Source organism: Fretibacterium sp. OH1220_COT-178 (assembly GCF_003860125.1).
GTDB lineage: Bacteria > Synergistota > Synergistia > Synergistales > Aminobacteriaceae > CAJPSE01.
This window is the reverse complement of record NZ_RQYL01000009.1, coordinates 18,631-38,402: the sequence shown is the minus strand read 5'-3', so window position 1 is coordinate 38,402 and position 19,772 is coordinate 18,631. Positions and strand designations below refer to the sequence as shown.

The following is a 19,772-nucleotide window of genomic DNA, read 5'->3' as shown; positions in this document are numbered from 1 at the left end:
CGCAGAGGGCCGCACGGAGAAACCGCGTTTCATCGCCCACAACCGACCGCGGTCACTCCCCTCTTCTCCTCACCTCCGAGACGACGATGGCGACCAGAATGATGATCCCGGTAGCGAACTGCTGATAGTAGGAGGAGACCCCCACCAGGACCAGGCCGTTCCTCAGGACCCCCAGGATCAGCCCCGCCAGCAGCGTCCCCACCATGTTCGCGCGGCCGCCGCGGATGCCGGTTCCCCCCAAAATCACGGTCGCGATCGCGTTCATCTCCACCATCGCCCCGGCCAGCGGCTCGGCGCTGTTCAGCTTGGCGGTCAGCACGACGGAGGCCGCCGCCGCCCCGACCCCGGACAGCGCGTACAGAGCCCCTTTATAGAGGCCCGTGGGGACGCCGACACGCCGAAGCGCCTCCTCGTTGCTGCCCAGGGCCAGGGCATAGAGCCCGAGACGGGTGAAGCGCACGATGCAGAAACCGGCCAGAAAAACGCCCCCCGCGATCCAGACCGAAACGGGAACGCCCCCCGGCTTGCCCCGGCCGATCCAGGCGAACTCCGGGGAGAAGCCGTAGATCGGGATGCCCTGCGTGAGGATCAGCGTCGCCCCGGCCACCAGATTCATCATGGTGAGCGTCGCCATGAACGGGGTGACCCGGACCTTGACGATCAAAAAGGCGTTCAGGACGCCGATCAGCCCGCCGGCGAGCAGCCCCGCACCGATCGCAGCCGACGGCGCCAGGCCCTCCTTCAAGAGGGCCGCCATCAGGACGCCGACCATCGCCACGCCGGCCCCGACCGACAGATCGATGCCGGCGGAGGCGACGACCAGCGTCATGCCAACGGCGACGACGATGTTGATGCTGCTCTGGTCGAGGATGCCGAGCATGTTTTCCAGGTCGGCGAAATGGGGCGACCAGACGGAAAAGAACGTCACAAAGACGGCAAGGCTCAGGACGAGCCAGAAATTCCGCCCCCGCGACTTAAACATCGGCTCGCACCCCGGAGAGCAGGGAAAGGACTCTCTCGACGGAGGTGGCGGCTTTATCCCCCATCCAGACGACTTCCCCGGCCCTCATGACGCAGATCCGGTCGGCGAGATCAAAAATCTGAGGAATGTTGTGAGAGATGCAGAGCAGGCCGTAGCCCCGCTCCCGAAGCCCGGACAGGATGCCCAGGATTGCCGCGCTCTCGCGCACCCCCATGGCCGCGGTGGGCTCGTCGAAAAGGATCAGTCCCCGCCCGCCCGAACGGGAGCCTCGGACGACCGCCCGAGCGATGGCGATGGCCTGACGCTGACCTCCCGACAGCCGCCCGGCGTCGACGCGCACGGAGGGCAGGGCGATGCCCAGGGAGTCCAAGACCGCAACGGCCTCCCGATACATGCGCCCGCGATCGAGGATGAAGCCCAGCCGAAGGGGCTCCATCCCAAGGAAGATATTGGAGGCCGCATCGAGCTCGTCGACAAGGGCCAGATCCTGATAGACGGCGGCGATGCCGCAGGAAAGGGACTCTCTGGGGGTCAGGCCGGCAAAGCTTCTGCCGCCGATCTCGATGCGCCCTCCGTCGGGGGCGATCGTGCCCGAAAGACATTTGAGCAGGGTGGACTTCCCCGCTCCGTTGTCCCCGATCAGCCCGACGATCCCACGCGCCGGGATCTCGAGTCCGACGTCTCGCAGCGCCATGACATTGCCGTATTTTTTGGAAAGCCCCTCCACCCGCAGGAAGCAATCCCGCGAGAGGTCGTTGTTTTTGGTCGTCACCACAGTCACCCGGCCCCGGATCGGGGGAGAGGGTTCGTCCGGCCCCCAATCCGCCGGAGCCTCCCTCTCCCCACGCAGAAAATGCAGAAAATCCGACTCGAGCCCATCCGGATTGCCGGGGCAAAAGACCTCAAGCCCTCCATCGGCCCGTCAACGAGATGCTTCAGCGCATCTTAAAATACCACACGCGTCAAACGTCCGCACGACGCTGTCCGTCGCATCGCCGGCGGCGCCAGGTCATCTCCAAAGGGACGGGAACCCTGAAACGGTTCCCGTCCCTGTTCGAACAATCATTTGTCCCCGAGCACCGGGTCCCACACCTTGTTCAGAATTTCCCGGGTCTCCACGGATTTATCGAGCAAACCGTAGACCTTGTAGTCCTCGATGACCTTGACCAGAGTATCCTCGGTAGCCGCGTCGCTCATGGAGTAGTTGAAAGTATCGAAGATCTTCTGGACTAGCTCGCGCTCTCCGGAGGCCCAATTGTTTTCCTGCAAAACCCGGACGGCCTCCTCGCGGTTGTTCATGATCCATTCCTTGGCCTTTTCATGGGCACGGGTCAGCTTTTTAACCGTAATGGGGTTGTTCTCGTAGAGGTCCAGATTGACGGCGTGAATGCAGCAGCACTCGTCCTTGAAATCGGGGTCGTGCGTGATGGTCCTGACGACTCGCAGCGTTCCGTCGTCCAGGAATTTCTGGATAAACTGATCGCTCAGCAGAGCGGCGTGAATTTCCCCCTTTTGAAGGGCCAGCACCGAGGCTCCGGCATCGGCCACCTTGTACTTGACGTCCTTGACGGGGTCGATACCGTCACGGCTCAGCAGGCGCATGGTGATGTTCTGGTCGGAGGCACCGATGCCATCCGGAACCGAGATGGTCTTGCCGACAAGGTCCTTGGTGCTCTTGATCGGCCCCTCGTTCAGCACGCACAGCGATTTGCAGCCGGTGTGGATGCCCGAGGTGAACTTCATGCGGACCCCATTGACCGCCGGGATCAGCAGGGTTGCAATGTGGTCGCCCGCCACGTCGATCTTGCCCGTACCGATGGCGTCTCCCTGAGCGCTGCTGCCTCCCTGATAACGGGTGATCTCGGTCTTCAGTCCTTCGGCCTCGTAGAACCCCTTCATCTGGGCGATACCGAAGGTCCCCAGGCACAGCCCGCCGTTGTACCCGATGCGGATGGTCTTTCCGTAGGCAGGTTCCTTCTTCCAGGCGGCATCCTCCTCCTCCGGCGTCATGGCAAAAGCCGCGGCGCAGGACACAAAAAAAGCGATCGCACAAAACAGCACAACATACCCCTTCCTCTTCATCGTGACCCCTCCAACTTTCATGTTTTTGACGCAAGGTCCTCGCGTCCTCTCCATCCCGGCCCGACTGCCCGGGCTCAACCGGCCTCGGCATGCCCGAAGTCGAGCATCTCCAGAACCTCCTTCCTGTATTGCAGGAACGCGGCGCTCGTCCGGTTGCGCGGATAGGGCATCGTGTTCGAGATATCCACCCGGATACGCCCCGGCCGCGGAGCCATCACGACAACCCGGGTTCCCAGGTACAGGGCCTCGTCGATGTCGTGGGTAACCATGAGCATCATGTGCCCCGAACGCTGCCACAGCCCCAGCAATTCGTCCTGCATGTGCATACGGGTAAAGGCGTCGAGCGCCCCCAGGGGTTCGTCGAGCAGAAAGACCTTCGGATTGTTGATCATCGTCCGGATCAGGGCCAGCCTCTGGGCCATGCCGCCCGAGAGCTGATGGGGAAAATCGTTCCGAAACTCCGCCAGGCCCGCCAAATCCAGCAGTCGCTCCGCCTCCTCCTTCATCGCGTTCCCCCGCTTCAACATCCGCGGACTGAAATTCAGGTTCTGCTCCACGGTGAGCCAGGGAAAGAGGGTCGGCCTCTGAAAGACCATCCCCCGTTCGGGATCCGGCTTCGTGATGGGAACCCCGTTGAGGGTCAGCGTTCCGCTCGTCGGAACGATCAAGCCGGCGACGAGCCGCAGGATCGTGGATTTGCCGCAGCCGGACGGGCCCACAATCGACACGAATTCCCCGTCCTCCACCTTCAGATCGATGGCGCTGAGGGCATGGGTCACGTCGTTTGCATCGGTCCGTGCAAAACTTTTATAGACGTTTTGCAGCCGAAGCAAGTTTCCTCCCGAAACCGTCGCATCGAGGCCGGACATTACCGCACCACCCCTTCCTGCCAACGCAAAAGATAACCCCTGATCCGGTTCAGCCCCCAGTTGACGGACACAAAAACGATGCAGAGAACGATGATGGCGGCATACATCTTGCCGTACTGCGCCCAGCTTTTCTGCCACGTGACGTACCAGCCGAGCCCGGACTCCACCCCGACCATCTCGGCCACGATGAGGGCCATACAGGCGGAGCTCATTCCCTGGGTGAGCCCCTGAAGGATGTTGGGAAGGGCGAAGGGCAGCGCCACGTTGAGGACCAGCTGGCTGGGCCTCGCCCCAAGCGTTTTGGCCGCCTCGTAAAAGGAGCGATCGATGGTACGAATGCCCGTTATGGTCGCGATGGTCAGGGAATACCAAACCCCCAGGGCGATGATGAACACGCTCCCCGCAAAGAGCGAGGAGGCGACGACCATGACGACGGGGATCCACGTGGCGGAGGGAATGGCCCCCAGCAATTTCATGAACGGCGCGATCCAGTAGTCGATGCCGCGGTTGTAGCCGCACGCCACCCCAGTGATCAGCCCCAGAACCGCCCCGACGAAATAGCCGCTGAAGAGCAGCAGCAGGGAGTTGAGCGTGCAGTCGAACAGATAGGCCTTGTCCTGCCACGCAGCGTTGAGGATCGAGTCCACCCAGGGGAAATAGGGCAGCATCAGGATCCCTCGTTTGAGGGTCAGGATATCGTACCCCGCCAGGAGAACGAAGACGAACGCGTAGAAGGGCGCCTTGAAACGCAGGCGGTACAGGATTCGGCGGGATCGGAAGGCCGCGGCGAAGGCGGCCAGCGACATCAGGATCAGCGCCGCGAGAAACCAGGCGTAGGTGGCGGTGCTGTCGTTTCCCTTGAGGTTGGGGACAAACAGATATTCCGCCAAGGCCAGGCAGCCGGCCAAAACGGGAAGGAAACAAACGAGATAGTCGAAGAGGATACGCGCCCGTGTCCTTGGAGCGCTCTCCAGTTCAAGCAGCCGTTCACGCGTCAGATTGCGCAAGACGTCCTTGCCGTCCGGCGCATCCGCGCCACTCCAGTCTTTTTTCACAGAACGTCACTCTCCCGAAAACCGGAGGGGTCTCCCTCCGTCGTGTCCATCGACCGGTTCTTGCTCGGTCCGCGTGCCAGGGAACGACGCGCGAACGCCTCGAAAGGACGCCGCAGACGCAGACGCGCACCGGAGTTCCGACGCCCGCAGCGCAGGCGGCGTCCCGATCCTCACGCGGCAGCGGGCCTGAGACCGCTCTCGTATCTTTTCTGGAGCCGCTCCAGGACCAGGACGATGAGCCAGTACATCAGGACCATCGACATGTAGGCCTCGAAATAGCGGAAGGTGATGCCGGCCTGTATCTTGGCGACTGCGGTGATGTCCAGAATTCCTATCGTGAAGGCCAGCGAGGATCCCTTTATGGCGTCGATCAGGATATTGACGATGCCGGGCACGGCCACGGGGATCGCCTGAGGGATGACGATCAGCCTCAGCGTCTGCATGCGCCTCAGGTTGATCGACTTTGCCGCCTCGATCTGGCCTCGGTCCACGGCCAAAAAGGCCCCCCGGATGATCTCGCTCAGATAGGCGCTCGAGTTGAGCGCCATGGTCAGCATGAAGCCCTCGAACTTGTCCATGGCGGCCAGGGACTCGAACATCCTCGGCAGGCCGAAATAGATCATGAAGAGCTGACCGATGAACGGCGTGCCGCGAAAAAAGGAGACATAGAGACTGCAGAACGACCTCAGGATCGGGATCCTGTAGACGATCGGAAGGGTCACCAGCAACCCCAGGAAGAGGGCCGCGACAAACGGCACAACGGTGATGAAAAGCGTCCTGGGCAGGGCCGGCAGCATCCTCAGAAAAACCTGAACCACGAAGTCGAGATCCATGCTTCGGTCCCCTCGGGCCGGGGCCTCAGTGCTTGACGGTAAAGTCGAAGTCGAACCACTTCTCGGAAATGCTCTTGAGGGTTCCGTCCTCCTTCATGGCCGTGAGCGTCTTGTCGGTCATCTCCCTCAAGGCGTCGCCCTCGGGGGTCTTGGCGAAGGGATAGGCGCTCTCGAAATAGATCCCGCTGCCGATCAGCACCTTGATCTTGTCCGCCCCGAAGCGCTGAATGGCCTCGATGGCGATGGTCTGGGACTGAACGCAGGCGTCGACCTTCCCCATCACGACATCCTGTATGGCGGTATCGTCGAAATAGACCTTCTTGACCGTGATGTTGTTCTCCCTCTGGATCTTTTCGACGAACTCCTCGTCGACGGAGCCGGGGACCATCCCGATGCTCATCCCGTCGAGGTCCTTGAACGTCTTGGCCTGCACCGAGGGGGCCGACATCAGGTTCTGCTCGTCATAGAGGTAGGGGATGCTGAAGTTGTAGGTCTCCTTCCGCTTCTCCGTGGGGGCCAACGTGTTGGCGACCGTATCCAGGCGCCCGTCCGAGATCATCCCCAGCAGGCTCGAGAACGGCATCTGCTCGAACTTGACCTCGCAGCCGTTCCTCTTGGCGATCTCCCTCCAGACGTCGACCTCGAAGCCCTCCAGCTCTCCCTTGTCGTTCAGGACCGAAAAGCCGGACGTCGACCCGTCCATGCCCACCCTCAACGTCCTCTTCTCCGACGGGGCCCCATAAGCGCACGAAGCAAAAAATACGGCCAGAACGGATAGCACCAACGCTGTCTTCTTCATGTTCACTTCAACTCTCCCTCACCAAATCCAGAAATTCCTTGATCCTGTCGTGCCTCGGGCGCTCGAAAATGTCCTTGGGATCTCCTTCCTCCAGAATCCTCCCTCCCTCCATGAAGACCACCCGGTCCGAGACCTCCTGGGCGAACTTCATCTCGTGCGTTACGATCAGCATGGTCTGGTTGCCCTCCGCCAGCTTCCGGATGACTCCCAGGACGTATTTGACGAGCTCCGGATCCAGGGACGACGTGGGCTCGTCAAACAGCATGATCTCCGGTTCGATCGCCATCGCCCGAGCTATCGCGATGCGCTGCTGCTGCCCTCCGGACAACTGGCGCGGGTAATTGTCCCTCTTGTCCTCCAGCCCCATGGTCCGCAGGAGCCCGGCGACACGCTCCTCCACCTCGTCCCCCCTCCACTTCTTGACCTTCCGAAGGTGCAGGGCGATATTCTCCCCCGCCGTCAGATTCGCGAACAGGGAAAAATTCTGAAAGACCATGGAGCTGTGGGAACGAAGCTCATAGACGAGCTCCCCTCCGAGCTGCGAGAAGTCGAAGACCTTGCCGTCGTCGAAGACGATCGTGCCCTCCTCGGGCTCCTCGAGGTAATTGACGCATCTCAGGAACGTGGATTTTCCCGTCCCCGAAGGGCCGATGATGGAGATGACCTCTCCGGCCCCGACGTCCAGATCGATCCCCCTGAGGACCTCAAGGGAACCAAACGATTTTCTGATGTCCCGTATTTTGATCATGGCTGCCCTTATGACAAAAACCAGGAGCGCACAAGGCACCTTTCGGACGCTGTGCGCGGCCTTCACGACGCTCCACGGGCAAGGACACCCGCGGAGACTCCGGCGTTCGTCTCAGTGCGAGGAAAAAGGGAGGGCCGTCAGCGGGCCGAAAGCAAAAGGCAGGAAAAAATGGAAGGGAAAATATCTCCGCTGCGGGCGATGCGCCCAAGCGAGCCCCACCCGCGAAAGGGGGTTAGGGCAAGAGAGGGGGGAGAGTCCGGATCCTTCCATGCGCGGCCGCGCGACGACGCAATGCACCCCGTGCACCGTCCGCAACGGCTCACGTCACCGTCCCACGCATGGCAATCCTCCTCTCCGCGGGTCCCGTCGTCGGGCCCCGCATGCAATCGAACCGCGGCAACTCTAACAAAAAGTCCCGAGGTCTGTCAAGAAGGCGGTGGAGGATCCTGAGGCGGGCCGCCGCGATCCTCATGGACAAGACGGGCTGGAGGCCCTCGGACGACGGCCGGGGCCCGGGGCTGCGTCCTGAATTCGCCAGGGATGGGTGTATGATGGAAGCGATGAGACGACGGCGAAAGATCGCCTGGAGGTCCGAGATGCAGGAAGATCGTTTTTCGTACCAGATTTTTTTCGAGCGGGTGTTCGACCCCATCGCGCTTTACCGCGTCGAGGGCGAGTCCCGCGAGGTTCCGAACGCCGACAGGATCTTCTTCGTGGACGTCAACCCCGCCTACGAGCGGGTGATGAGGATCGTAAAGCGGGACATCGTGGGGCGCAACTTCCTCGACGTCTGGCCGGAGGCGGAGGCATGCTGGTCGCGGATCATCGTCGACTGCCTCCGTCTGGGACACACGATCCATTGCGAGGGCGAGAGCCGGGACGCGGGCAGATACCTCGAGGCGATCGCCTTTCCCCTGCCCCGGAGGCGGGCCGCCGTGATCTTCATGGACAAGACGGAATGGAAGGCCTCGGACGACGCGCTCAAGCGCAAGCAGGAGGAACTGCGCGCGCTGGCCGCCCAACTCACGCTCAGCGAGGAGAACACGCGCCGGGCCATCGCCTCGGACCTCCACGACCGCATCGGCTACGAGCTCGTCGTCCAGCTCAAAATGCTCCGCGACCTCGCGGGCCGCGACCTGCCGCCCGACGTCCGGAGGAAAATCGGGCTGCTGACCCTCGCCACCGAGCGCCTCATCTCCCAAAGCCGCAGCCTGATCTTCGAGCTGAGCCCGCCCGTCCTCAAGGAGGTGGGGCTCAATCCGGCGCTCGAAGCGCTGGCAAAGTCCCTGCTCGAACCGCAGGGCATCAAATGGAGCCTGCGCTCCCGGGGGACCATCGGGGAGTTCAACGCCGACGACGCCATCTGCGTCATCCTGTACCGCATGACCCGCGAGCTGCTGCTCAACGCGATCAAGCACTCCGGGGCGGCTCGGGTCACCATCATCGTCAATCGCGGCCCGGGAAAGATCATGGTCGCCGTCGAGGACGACGGACGAGGGTTCGATGCGGGCTTCAGCCTGGAGGACGCCGCCCTCGCCAGAGCCGCGAAGGGCTTCGGCCTCTTCAGCATCCGGGAACGCCTTCAGGCCATCGGCGGCAGCGTTCAGATCGTCTCCGTACCGGGCAGAGGCGCGACCGTGGCGATGTCCTGTCCGCTGAAGCTGAGGAATGGAGGGTTCAAATGAGCATCCGCGTGCTTCTCGCCGACGATCACGAGCTTTTTCTCGAGGGCCTGAAGGAACTGATCCTCAAGGTTTCCGACATCGAGCTGGTCGGACAGGCCCGGGATGGGCTGGAGGCCCTGGAGCTGACGGAGCGGATGAAACCGGACGTCGTCGTGATGGACATGACCATGCCGCGCCTCAACGGGATACACGCGACCCATCAGATCGGCGAGAACTTTCCCGAGGTCAGGGTCCTGGTCCTGTCCATGCACAGCGACCGCGAACTCATCGTCGAGAGCCTCAAGGCCGGGGCCCGGGGCTACATCCTCAAGGAATGCGCCTCCGACGAACTTTACAAGGCCATTCATGCCGTCATGACGGGGCAGTACTATCTGACCCCCTCGGTACTGCCCCCGTTGATCGAGGACTACCTGCGCCTGCTGCAGGTGGAGGAGAACTCGTCCGCCTGTCCCCTTTCCGACCGCGAGCGGGATGTTCTGAGGCTGCTCGTCAAGGGCCTGAACGCCAAGCAGATCGCCGCGCGGCTCGACATCAGCAAGAACACCGTCGACACGCACCGGCGGCGCATCATGGACAAGGTGGGATGCAACAGCATGGCCGAGCTGACCCGCTACGCGATCCGCGAGGGATACCTCGACCTGAGCTGAGGAAGCCCGTTTTTCGGCGTTTCCCCGGCGATCGCCGAAAACGCCGATGTCGCTGCCGCCTCCCCCTACAGGCCGTAAATGTCCTCCTGGGCGATCGTCCTTATCCCGTTTCGCCCCAGAAGCTCGGCGGTCTCGGGGATGCGGTCGTCGGCGACGCGGAAGACCATGTACGCGCCCTCATCTTTGCGCGTGGTGAACGCATAGCAGTACTCGAGATTGATCTCGGCGCCCTTCAGTATCTCGAGGATGTTGTAAAGAGCGCCCGGTTCGTCGGACACGGCGACCGCAAGCACCGGGGTCACCGCCGAGATGAACCCGGCCTTGGCGAGGACGCGCTGCGCCTTTTCGGGGTCGCTGACTATCGTGCGCAGGACGCCGAAGTCTGCCGCCTCCGCAACGGAGAGGGCCCGCATATCGATTCCGTGCCCCCTCAGAAGTTCCACGAACTCCGCCAGCTTGCCCGGCCTGTTCTCCAAAAAGACGGAAATCTGTTTGACCGCCATTGTCTTTTCCCCCTTCATGATGGTCTCCTCCCCGAATTTTAATATAATTTTCGCCTGTCGATCACGCGCTTCGCCTTGCCCTCGCTGCGTTCGATGCTCTTGGGCGAGACGAGGCGCACCTTCGCGTAGATCCCAAGAAAGCCCCTCAGCGCGCCCACAAGCTTCTTTTCGTGCGCCGATATCTCGCCAAGCGTGTCGCTGAACATCTCCTGATTCATTTCGACGTTGATCTCCAGCGTATCGGCGTTGTTGACCCGGTCGACCACAAGCTGGTAGTTCGGCGAGTAGCCGTTGTTGATCAGCACCGTCTCGATCTGCGACGGGAAGACGTTGACGCCCTTGATGATGAGCATGTCGTCGCTGCGCCCCATCGGCTTCTGCATGCGCACGTGGGTGCGTCCGCAGGAGCATTTCTCACGCGAAAGCACGCAGATGTCGCGCGTGCGGTACCGAATCATCGGGAACGCCTCTTTGTTGAGCGACGTGAAGACCAGCTCCCCCTTCTCGCCGTCCGGCATCGGCGAGCCCGTATCCGGGTCCACGATCTCCGCGATGAACTGATCCTCGCAGACGTGCATGCCGCGCTGCTCCTCGCATTCGTAGCTGACGCCGGGCCCCTCGAGCTCGGTCAGGCCGTAGATGTCGTAGGCCTTGATGCCGAGCTTCTCCTCGATGTCCCGCCGCATCTCCTCGCTCCAGGCCTCCGCCCCGAAGATGCCGGCCTTCAGTTTCAGGGTCCCCTTGAGGCCCCTTTCGGCGACCGTCTCGCCGAGGTACGCGGCGTACGACGGAGTGCAGCAGAGAATCGTCGTTCCCAGATCCTGCATGAACTGGATCTGGCGATCGGTCGAGCCGGAGGACATGGGCAGCGTCAGCGAGCCGAGCTTGTGCGAGCCGCCGTTGAGCCCCGCGCCGCCGGTAAAGAGCCCGTAGCCGTAGGCGACCTGCACGACGTCGTCCGCCGTTCCGCCGGCCGCGGCGATGGCGCGCGCGCAGCAGTCCTCCCATACGTCGATGTCGCGCCGGGTGTAGAACGCGATGACGCGCTTGCCGGTCGTACCGCTCGTCGAGTGGATGCGCACGCACTCGGAGAGCGGGCGGCAGAGCAGACCGTAGGGATAGGCCTCGCGCAGGTCGTCCTTCGAGACGAACGGCAGCCTGCCGATGTCCTCGATGCCGTTGATGTCGGAGGGCTTCACCCCGTGCACCCTCATCTTCTCCCGGTAGTACCCGGAGTTCTCATAGGCGTTCCTGACGCTCTTGACGAGGCCTTCGCTCTGCCATTTCGATATCTCCCCGCGCGGAGCGCATTCGACGTCCTCCCTGTAATACTTCTTCCCCATCTGCCTCATTCCCCTTCCATGGTCTATTCCGCTTCTCCAAAGGCCGAACACAAAAACAAACAAAAAAGCAGGGCCCGCTCGAAAACTGCGGACCCTGCTTCAATGGAATTTACGCGGCGCGTGAATGCTGACGGTTCAGATCATGCGTGCCCCGCGCAGATCCCCTGAAGAGGATCCGCGCCGGTAAAGGAGAACCGTCCGGCATGAAGAGCGCACGATAAAACCGTCTGAACTGCAGCCATAACGTATTCCTCCTCCACGACCGATGTGCCTCACGCTTTTTTGATTCAGCAGATTTTATTACGTTCTTTCGCGAGTGTCAAGATCGATGTCGTCGCGCAAATTCACCCACTCTGATTTTTCCGGCCATAAGCCTGCGTTTATTTGGGGGCGACGTCCTTCCAGCGCCAGGTCGTGCCGTCCGCAAAGACGATCGCGTCCGGGTGGTGGAATCCCGTGAACCAGCGCGCCTTCCGGAACGTCACGCTCCCTCCCGGCAGGTTCACCTTCACTCCGCTCCCGCGGCGCTCCAGACTCACCTCGCCCGGCACTATCCCAAGGCCCAGGCGCAGAAAGCCGCGGCGCTGGCCCGTCTTTTGCCCGAAGAAGTAGAAGTCCACCGTGTCGTGACCGTCCCCGCGGTTCCAGAGGAAGGTCTTGTGCGACCTGCCCCCCAGAAGGCTCCAGGACTGGATGAAGTCGTCGCCGGGACCCCCGACGAACACGTCGTCCCCCTTGCCGTTCTTCAGGCGGTCGTCCCCCTCCATGCCGTAGAGGACGACCGTGTCCTTCTTCCCGCTGCGCGTCTTCATACGGTCCACACCGCTGCCGCCCTTCTGCGCCACGGGCGGCTGCTCCGCACGTCTCTCCGCGTCCTCCGCACTCCAGACCGTGCCGTCCATGAAGACGATCCGGTCCAGGCGCGCCCCCGCGTCCCGATACCAGTCCTCGACGGTCGTGCTGGACGACTCCTCGCCCCTCTCGTCGGGCAGCGAGAAGACCAGGTCGCCGGCCTTACGGTGGGGACGCACCGTCTCCGGGATGATACCGGGGCCGAAGTGCAGTTCGTCCACGTCGTTCGCCCCGCCGCTCCGGTTGGAGATCGTGTCGTGCCCGCCACCCAGGTTCTGGACGTAGACGTCGTCGCCCTCCTTGCCCTCCAGCCAGTTGTCGCCGCCGTTCCCGACCAGGACGTCCGACCCGTCCGTACCGAGCAGCTCGCTGTCGCCGTCCGGCGCGATCATGACGTTGCGACCCGGATAACGCTCGCGGTACCAGGCCTGCTCCTCGGGCGTTCCGCCGCCCCCGCTCTTCTTCCTGACCGTCACGGAGCAGACGGCCCGCACCAGCGCGACGCCCTCCGACAGGGCCAGAACGTTGCCGGAGGCGTCCGCAGAGACGACCGAAGGATTGGAGACGGACCAGACCACGCGCTTGTCCGAGGCGTTCGACGGGCTCAGGACGGCCCTCAGGCTCAGCCTTTCACCCACCTTCAGGTCCGCGGACTCCGGCTCCACACGCAGGCCCGTCACCGGGACATCCGGATGTACGTCACCGCTGCCGGGCGTTCCGCCCAGATGTTTCAACCCCAGTGCAGCCGTGACCACAAAAAGGTTCCCCTCGGGGTAGCCCGACGACGCATCCAGGCGGACCAGCCACTCCCCGCCGACGTTGTCCCCGGAGACGACCGAGAAGGAAAGCACGTCTCCGCTCGTCGTCCGAACGGCGTGCACACGGCCGTCGGGAGCCGACAGAGAGGCCGTCCATCGGCGCGACGCGGCGTCCGAAGAGACGGACCCCGCGCCCTTCATCCCCAGCCGAGACATCTGCGCGGCCACCGTCACGTCCTCGCTGGCCGGAAGCTCCACAAGAACGCCAAGGGACTTTGCGCGCGACACCGTGCCGTCCGAACGCCCCACGATCTTCGCGTTGGGGATGCCCGCGCTCCGCATGGCCGACATGCGCTCCGCGTTCGCCAGAGGCTTGGACAGGAACCACTCCGCCACAGCTCCTGCCGGGGAGGGAGCGCGGTTGTTCCGCCTCAGAGCCGCGGATGCGGCCGACGGGATGTCCGGAACGGGAAAACCGGTGTAATAGACCATGCCCTGACCGTAGGGGAAGGACACCGCGGCGGGATAGATCCTTGTGTAGGCGTCCTGGCCGGTGAAAAGCGTCACCTCCACGGTGGAGAGCAGCCTCGTCCCGTCCAGGGTCTTGATGAGGGGGCCGCCGGAACCCACCTCGTAGGGCTTGTAGGGAATGGAAACCCAGTCCTTGCCCACGGCGGACCTCAGATCCCCCTTGGGGAATATCTTTCTGATGTCTCCGCCGTAATAGAGGGGGAGCTCCGAGGCGTCGTAGAACGTGAGGTTCACGCCCGCACGTCTGGCGATGAGCGCGGCGGCCATCCAGGAGTCGGCCTCGATATAGGCGGTCCCCCCGTTGTGGACGAACTCGGCGAGCTTGTTGAAGAACTGTCCGAACCAGGCCTGATAGGCCAGGTGCGAGTAGGGGAAGGCGGAGACGTAGACCGCCGAGAGCCCGCGGAAGTCCCAATTCAACGCCTGCTTGGGGAAGGCCGACGGCATCGGGACGTTGAAGCGGGACACACCTTTCTTCATGGTGTCCGTCACGCCGGACACCAGCGCCTGCTCCAGAACGATGTCCCCCCACCAGCGGTTGCCGACCTGTGCACGAACCCCTGTCCCCTTGAGAACATCCAAACTATCAATTGTGGTCTCGCACTCAAGCTCCTGCTCTTTGACGTTTTTCTGAATCAGGGGCAGGATGTCTGCGTTGTCCAGTTTCATCGTCATCGTATTGGAAGTGAGCTTGACGGACGCAGCCTTCAGCCCTGGGGAGATCGGCAGGACGAACGTCCCCTTTTCCCCTGTGATCGAGGAGAATATCTGAGGCGTTCCGGAGGCATTGCCACCGTCCTTCATCTCGATGTCGACGCTGACCCCGGCAAAGGGAGTCTCTCCTACCCATATCCGCCCCCCCAGCAATTCCCGGAGGGGAGACAGGTGGTGTTGGGGTGCGATATTAGCCGTCAGAATGATATTGCGGAGGGGGCCGAACAATAATTTGACCGTATCCCTGGACAGGTCGAACCAGAGCCCGCGCATATCCCAAAAGCTTTTTATATAATCCAGATCCCACTTTGCGTGGTAATAAGCGATCTTTCCCCCATAAAAGGGCTTATAGGAGTCGTACCCATAACCGTCAACGATAAAGCTATGCCCTGCCCAAACGGGATCCTGGCTGCCCACAAGAGCACTGATATCCATCTCTCCAAGAAGGATAAAGGGCATGTCGAAATTTAAATTGGTCTTTGCCAAGGCGCCAAAGGCATCGAAGTCCGAGGATGCGAAATGAGCCAGCCTGTCGTATGTGAAGCTGTCCACTCTGTACCCTATCCCAACCAGCATGGGGTCGAGCCTCTCTCCCTGAATTGTCGTTTCCAACGGAGCGTCTAGTGCATTGTTCCACTGGTAGTGGGAACCCAACAAAACCCCGCAATCGTACAGAAGCCGCGCAATCTCGTCTCGGGCCGCCAAGGCCTCAGGATTCTGGCTCTCCAGCAGTGGCTTCCAAACGTCGTAGTCCGGGGAGGTGACCATGATGTCCCAGCGATAAGAACCGTCCGGTCTCGTTCCCCCCATGGGTGTCGCTTCGAGGGGTTGACCGTCGACCTGTATTTCGACGGCAGTTCCCGTGTCCGGCTGCCCGAACCGGAAATGATGCAGCAGTTTCCCCGCGCACAGCGCAGTGCAGCCCACGAGGTAATGGCGTCCGCCCCATTCTGTATGGGCATCGTAAAAAGAGATTTGTTTTCCCGTAAAGCCGTTATCCTTGTATTGTTTTAGAGTCCCCTGTTCCCATCGGTTGCCGTCCAGAAGGGGGGGGATGACGGTGTCCGCGAAAGAATCCTTTTGGTAGTGATCTTGCCGGACTCCGCCCTCCCTGAGAAGAAATACCAACCGTCCGCCACTGATGGCGGTTCGGGCCAGATAGTTCCAACGATCTTCTCGCTCCAGGCGCTTTGCCTCGGGGATATCCTCCCCTCCTATAGGCCTGGAGGTTGCCGTCGCTCTTTGATGGAGCCTTGGGGCGTCGACCCGCACCAGGCGGAACAGCGGGGATTGCTCGTAGGCTTCCCGCGTCATAAGGTCGTTTCCAAAGGCCAAGATGGGCTCGAAGGCATCGTCGGCCGGGATGATCATCCAGCCGGCGGGCTCCATAAGGGCGACATAGTAGCCGGGGTTCCCATGAATGCCTCCGCTGTAGACAAGTACCTCTCTTACCTTGTGCCCCATCCCGTTTTTCATCGGGTTGGAGTCCTTGAGTATCCAGCTGGTGGCGACATTCCTCGCCTGACGTATGTTCACAAACGCCCCCCAGGCCTTATCGTCTCCTCCAGGGATCAACAGAATGCAGACAAAAGCCACGGCACACAAACCTCTCAGAATCTTCCTCATCACTCCATCCCCCTTCTTCTTTCTTCTTCCTCGTTATTCATTCAAAAATCAACCCGAGATCGAATCTTAACTGTTTTATCGAATATCTCATCAAAGACTTTGCTGGGTTTGACAAAAGCACCGAGACGGCTTGCAGGGGAAGAAGCGCCCTTCTTCCATCTCCGAACGGACCGTGCATAGTCTTCACGAAGGCCGGAACGGCGCAGAATCTCCACGATACGGGCCGAAAGCTCACGGTGCGCCTGGCACTGACGCACCCAGGCCACGCTCATGCACCGATACGCCTCCTCCGGTGCGAAGGATCGAAGGAGCGTCCCGGTCTCGACGAGAAATAGCAGATGCGTCGGGCTGCTCAAGGCCTCCCCCTCCATGGACCGCATTTTCCGCTCCTTCTCCCAAACGTACTGCGGCCAGACGTCCCACGAAGCTCCTTCGGGAATGTCCCAGTAATTTGCAGCGACCCGTACGATCTCCTTGGAGCTGTTCGCCATCCGTTTATCGCGTTCCGTCAATTTCAGTGGAACAGGAGAATCAAGGGCACGAACGCTCAAGGCATATTCTCGACCGGGCCAATGACGCCTCATCTCCCTCAGTTCCTGTAAGGCCTCCCCCTTTTCGTCGTAGTAGCCCTTTGCATCCGCTTCACCCAGCCGATACAGGGGATCCCGCTCCGGGCTTTCCTCTCCCTGTTCCATCTCCACCCCCAGCTCCGCCATGAGGCGGCGCTCCTCCATGCGGCGCAGGTACTCCAGGCGCAGCGCGTCGAGCCGGCGGGCGCGGGAGAAATGGTCGAAGAAGTCGGGCAGATGAGCGCACGCCCAAAGCTTTACAGTATGCCAAAGCTTCGGGTCCTTTTCGGGGCTCGCTATTCTCGCTATTATCTTATCCTCCGGATCTTTACCATGGCAAAGGGACAGAAGCCCCGTGGGGGTGAAAAGCGTGTCGAAACGCCTGGCGTCGAAGTAATCCCGGATGGCGGCATCCAAAGAACCGCCCTGCCTGCGGAGGCCGTCGAGGACGTAGGCCGGAATGTCCCGGGACACGCCCTCGAACAGGACCACCCGCGTCTCGTCCGTCTCCTCCGCCTCGTCCTCCACGTAGGGGTTGAAGACCGGCGGCATCTCTCCGTCGTTCCAGCCCGTGCCGTCCTTCGCCTCCCCGCCCCCGGCACGGCGGTCGAAGGGGAAAAGCCAAAACACCAGCAACAGGCATGCAGCCAAAACACAACGAGCTCCCCGCATCATCGATACACCTCCTATGGGATGAAAGGCCTCACGGCCCCAAGCCCACTTTCGCGCTGCCCTACAGCGTAGGTTTCTCCTCGAGGCCATGGAGGTTGCCGTTTCCATCACGTCCCCCGTCCGACGATTTGGAGGCCGGAACGGCGCAGTGCGTCGAGCTGGCTATGACGTTTTCTCCGCCTAAGGCCTGCCATCTTCTGTCCCTCATGGGTTCCGTTTCAATGCTTTTAGCGGCTCGATCAATTCGTTCTGAAGTGGAAAGTACTGTTTTCTGAGTTGGAGATTCTATCCGCAGAAGAAAGTACAGGGGGCTGCGCTCGTAACGATCCGGGGGCAGAAAGTCTGCCCCAAAAGCAAGGACAGGCTCAAAAGTGTCATCCCCGGGGATGATCAACCAGCCCTTGGGGTCCAAAAAAGCCACATAGTACCCCGGATCACCGTGTTGCTTCCCAGAGTAACGGGTCAGCTCACGAATCCGCGTCCCCAAGAGCTCTCCCATGGGCGCGGGGCTTTCCTTCAGCCACCTTGCCGCAACGCTGCGTGCCTTCCCCTCCGAGACCCATGCTGCGCGGGCCAGCGTCGGGAACCCCGCGATCAAAAGAAATACGGATAACATCACCATAAATCTGCGAATCCAATTCATAACAAACCCTCCTTCACCAGAGTTTGTTGAAAAAATAGGAATACTCATCGCTACAAAGGGGAGGGAGAACCCGAGAATCAGAGGACGGATATTTGAAAACGGGTTTTTCGAGCGTGATGACCTCGCTGAACCAGGCTTTGTCCTTAGCGCGATAGGGAGTGATACGTTTATATTTGTCATGGATGATCTTCTTGCAGGCCTCGCTCAGATCCTCGTTCACCTCCGGAAAGGATTTCCAGTCTCTGTAGAAATACATCCTCTTGATCGCAAGGGCAAGGTAATGGAGGCGCAACAACCCTTCATTGTAAAAATGATCCAGCACGTCCTGTTCCAGCTCCCCGATCAGCTCTTTCTGTCCGGCCTTCCGAAGCTCGTCGAAGTAATAGACCAGCCAGTCCCTCCTCTTTTTGCATTCGAGAGGCAGGTAGGAAAACTCTCTGAGATGATAGGGCGTGAGGAAAACCTCCCTCACCGAGCGGCGGGGATCCTGGAAAAATCTGTAGGGCTCCCTGTAGCGCCCCGACGCGACGAGCGTCCTCGTGAGCTCCCAGGCTCGAAGGGTTCCTATGGATCCCAGGAAGGTACGCCAGGGCGTGTCCAATGTAGGGCCTATCGGTTGCATTTGGAGGTTCAGGTCGGAATAATCGTTCAGTTCTCCCGGAAGAATGCCCCATTGGCGATGCAGATCCCCACAGAGGGGTTCCATGACCTCCTCGGCCAGGAACTTAAGGAGTGGACGGGGCGTCACCACCCGCAGCGTTCCCAACGTGCGCGACACCCAGAGAAGCAGTTCCTCCTTCGTCTTGGGCGGCTGTGCCAGAAGTTCCTTGCGCAGGGCCTCCATGTCACGTTTTTCTTCCTCGAAATGCTCCAGGCGGCTTCGTTTCACCTCGTCCGTCAGGGGGCGTTTCTGGGCTTCCAGGATGCCCTCCTTTTCCGCCGCCCTCTGATCCGCCTCGAAGGAGTCCAGGGTCAGCCGGTCGTAAAAAGACAGCAGGTTCTTTAGAATTGGAGAATCCATGAGAGGAGAAGGGGGCTTCTTCTGAACTTTCTGCTTTTCCCGCTCCTCATCCCGCAGGCGCTGGGCATTGTACACTTCCCCGTACTTTCCGCCGAAGACAATTTTTTTCTCCAAAAGGCTGGGGTCGGCGTCCTGATCCAGATCCGAGAAATGCATCACCGTCTCCGGCAGGACGCCATAGGCTTGATAAAAATCCGCACTGACAGGCCCCATGACGTCCTCGGCAAAGAGCTTCAGCAACGGGCGTGGGGTCACGACGCGAAGTTCATAAAGGGACAGCATCAGGAAAAAGTGCAAGGCATAGTCCGAAAGATCTCCCTGAGCTATCGCACCATCTTTGAAATCACGCATCCGAAGGAGTTGCACTTCAAAAATTTCTCTTCGTCTGCGCCGTTCCTCATCCGAAAGTTTTCGGTTCGTGCTCTCAAAGGCTCTTTGATCCGCCTCGAAGGCTTCCAGGGTCAGCCGGTCGTAAAAGGAGAAGAGCGCCCTTATAACCTGCGCCTCTTCGATGGAGCGCACCCTTACTCCCGTATCATCCTCAAGAGCTTCCAATATGGCCCATTTATCCTGTGTGGGGCGAGATGGACCTTGCGGTTGCTCCGCCCGAAGCGTCTCTTTCGGTTTGTCGTCGGGAGCGGCTCCAACGGTGGATATGCCCCCCAGAATATAGCCCAGGACAAACCCCGCCGCCATGCCCAGAAACAAAAAACCTTCCCGTCCCCATCGTGATTCCTGCGCTGGCGCCATAGCAATACCTCCTTACTGCCTTCTCATCAAAGCCGTGGAAGTTGCCTTTTCTGCAAGAACAAGAATACAAATACAGAATAGAAATTTTGA

At 61.0% G+C, this 19,772-nt stretch carries 16 protein-coding genes; 2 read left to right on the top strand and 14 right to left on the bottom strand.

Annotated elements, in window-relative coordinates:
* Positions 1 to 52: 52 nt before the first annotated feature.
* The 8 genes from EII26_RS05335 to EII26_RS05300 form a co-directional block, all read right to left on the bottom strand.
* Positions 53 to 982, bottom strand: a complete 930-nt coding sequence (locus EII26_RS05335; RefSeq protein WP_124888114.1) for an ABC transporter permease — start codon at positions 980 to 982, stop codon at positions 53 to 55.
* Positions 975 to 1,754, bottom strand: a complete 780-nt coding sequence (locus EII26_RS05330; RefSeq protein WP_233572619.1) for an ATP-binding cassette domain-containing protein — start codon at positions 1,752 to 1,754, stop codon at positions 975 to 977. The genes EII26_RS05335 and EII26_RS05330 overlap by 8 nt, the downstream gene beginning before the upstream one ends.
* Before the next feature lie 290 nt (positions 1,755 to 2,044).
* Complete coding sequence (locus EII26_RS05325; RefSeq protein WP_124888112.1) at positions 2,045 to 3,064, bottom strand: ABC transporter substrate-binding protein; 1,020 nt, start codon at positions 3,062 to 3,064, stop codon at positions 2,045 to 2,047.
* Between the two features lie 74 nt (positions 3,065 to 3,138).
* The gene (locus EII26_RS05320) at positions 3,139 to 3,897 is read right to left on the bottom strand and encodes an ABC transporter ATP-binding protein (protein ID WP_233572618.1); all 759 of its coding nucleotides are present in this window, start codon (positions 3,895 to 3,897) and stop codon (positions 3,139 to 3,141) included.
* Positions 3,898 to 3,932: 35 nt separating this feature from the next.
* The gene (locus EII26_RS05315) at positions 3,933 to 4,988 is read right to left on the bottom strand and encodes an ABC transporter permease (protein ID WP_233572617.1); all 1,056 of its coding nucleotides are present in this window, start codon (positions 4,986 to 4,988) and stop codon (positions 3,933 to 3,935) included.
* Positions 4,989 to 5,158: 170 nt separating this feature from the next.
* Positions 5,159 to 5,821 carry an amino acid ABC transporter permease gene (locus tag EII26_RS05310; protein WP_124888110.1) on the bottom strand — a complete coding sequence of 221 codons (663 nt, stop codon included), beginning with the start codon at positions 5,819 to 5,821 and terminating at the stop codon, positions 5,159 to 5,161.
* 25 nt (positions 5,822 to 5,846) lie between these two features.
* Positions 5,847 to 6,620 (bottom strand): transporter substrate-binding domain-containing protein, encoded by a 774-nt coding sequence (locus EII26_RS05305; RefSeq protein WP_124888109.1) that lies wholly within the window; start codon positions 6,618 to 6,620, stop codon positions 5,847 to 5,849.
* 7 nt (positions 6,621 to 6,627) lie between these two features.
* A complete protein-coding gene (locus EII26_RS05300) occupies positions 6,628 to 7,368 on the bottom strand; it encodes an amino acid ABC transporter ATP-binding protein (RefSeq protein ID WP_124888108.1) in 741 nt (246 codons plus the stop codon).
* A gap of 596 nt (positions 7,369 to 7,964) precedes the next feature.
* Between EII26_RS05300 and EII26_RS05295 the strand changes: the two genes are divergently transcribed.
* Positions 7,965 to 9,053 (top strand): PAS domain-containing sensor histidine kinase, encoded by a 1,089-nt coding sequence (locus EII26_RS05295; RefSeq protein WP_124888143.1) that lies wholly within the window; start codon positions 7,965 to 7,967, stop codon positions 9,051 to 9,053.
* Complete coding sequence (locus EII26_RS05290; protein WP_124888107.1) at positions 9,050 to 9,700, top strand: response regulator; 651 nt, start codon at positions 9,050 to 9,052, stop codon at positions 9,698 to 9,700. The genes EII26_RS05295 and EII26_RS05290 overlap by 4 nt, the downstream gene beginning before the upstream one ends.
* Before the next feature lie 65 nt (positions 9,701 to 9,765).
* On the opposite strand, the gene EII26_RS05285 is transcribed toward EII26_RS05290, so the two are convergent.
* The 6 genes from EII26_RS05285 to EII26_RS13105 all read right to left on the bottom strand — a co-directional run bounded on the left by EII26_RS05285 (position 9,766) and on the right by EII26_RS13105 (position 19,682).
* On the bottom strand, positions 9,766 to 10,221 hold the full coding sequence (locus EII26_RS05285) for an acetolactate synthase (protein WP_124888106.1): 456 nt from the start codon (positions 10,219 to 10,221) through the stop codon (positions 9,766 to 9,768).
* Between the two features lie 20 nt (positions 10,222 to 10,241).
* Entirely contained in the window at positions 10,242 to 11,555 is a 1,314-nt protein-coding gene (locus EII26_RS05280) for a phenylacetate--CoA ligase family protein (protein WP_233572616.1), read from the bottom strand.
* A 371-nt stretch (positions 11,556 to 11,926) separates the two neighbouring features.
* Positions 11,927 to 16,027 (bottom strand): Ig-like domain-containing protein, encoded by a 4,101-nt coding sequence (locus tag EII26_RS05270; RefSeq protein ID WP_124888105.1) that lies wholly within the window; start codon positions 16,025 to 16,027, stop codon positions 11,927 to 11,929.
* A 41-nt stretch (positions 16,028 to 16,068) separates the two neighbouring features.
* Positions 16,069 to 17,271, bottom strand: a complete 1,203-nt coding sequence (locus tag EII26_RS05265; RefSeq protein WP_124888104.1) for a hypothetical protein — start codon at positions 17,269 to 17,271, stop codon at positions 16,069 to 16,071.
* A gap of 58 nt (positions 17,272 to 17,329) precedes the next feature.
* The gene (locus EII26_RS05260; RefSeq protein ID WP_158612174.1) at positions 17,330 to 17,911 is read right to left on the bottom strand and encodes a Spi family protease inhibitor; all 582 of its coding nucleotides are present in this window, start codon (positions 17,909 to 17,911) and stop codon (positions 17,330 to 17,332) included.
* 13 nt (positions 17,912 to 17,924) lie between these two features.
* Positions 17,925 to 19,682, bottom strand: a complete 1,758-nt coding sequence (locus tag EII26_RS13105; RefSeq protein ID WP_158612173.1) for a hypothetical protein — start codon at positions 19,680 to 19,682, stop codon at positions 17,925 to 17,927.
* Between the last annotated feature and the right edge of the window lie 90 nt (positions 19,683 to 19,772).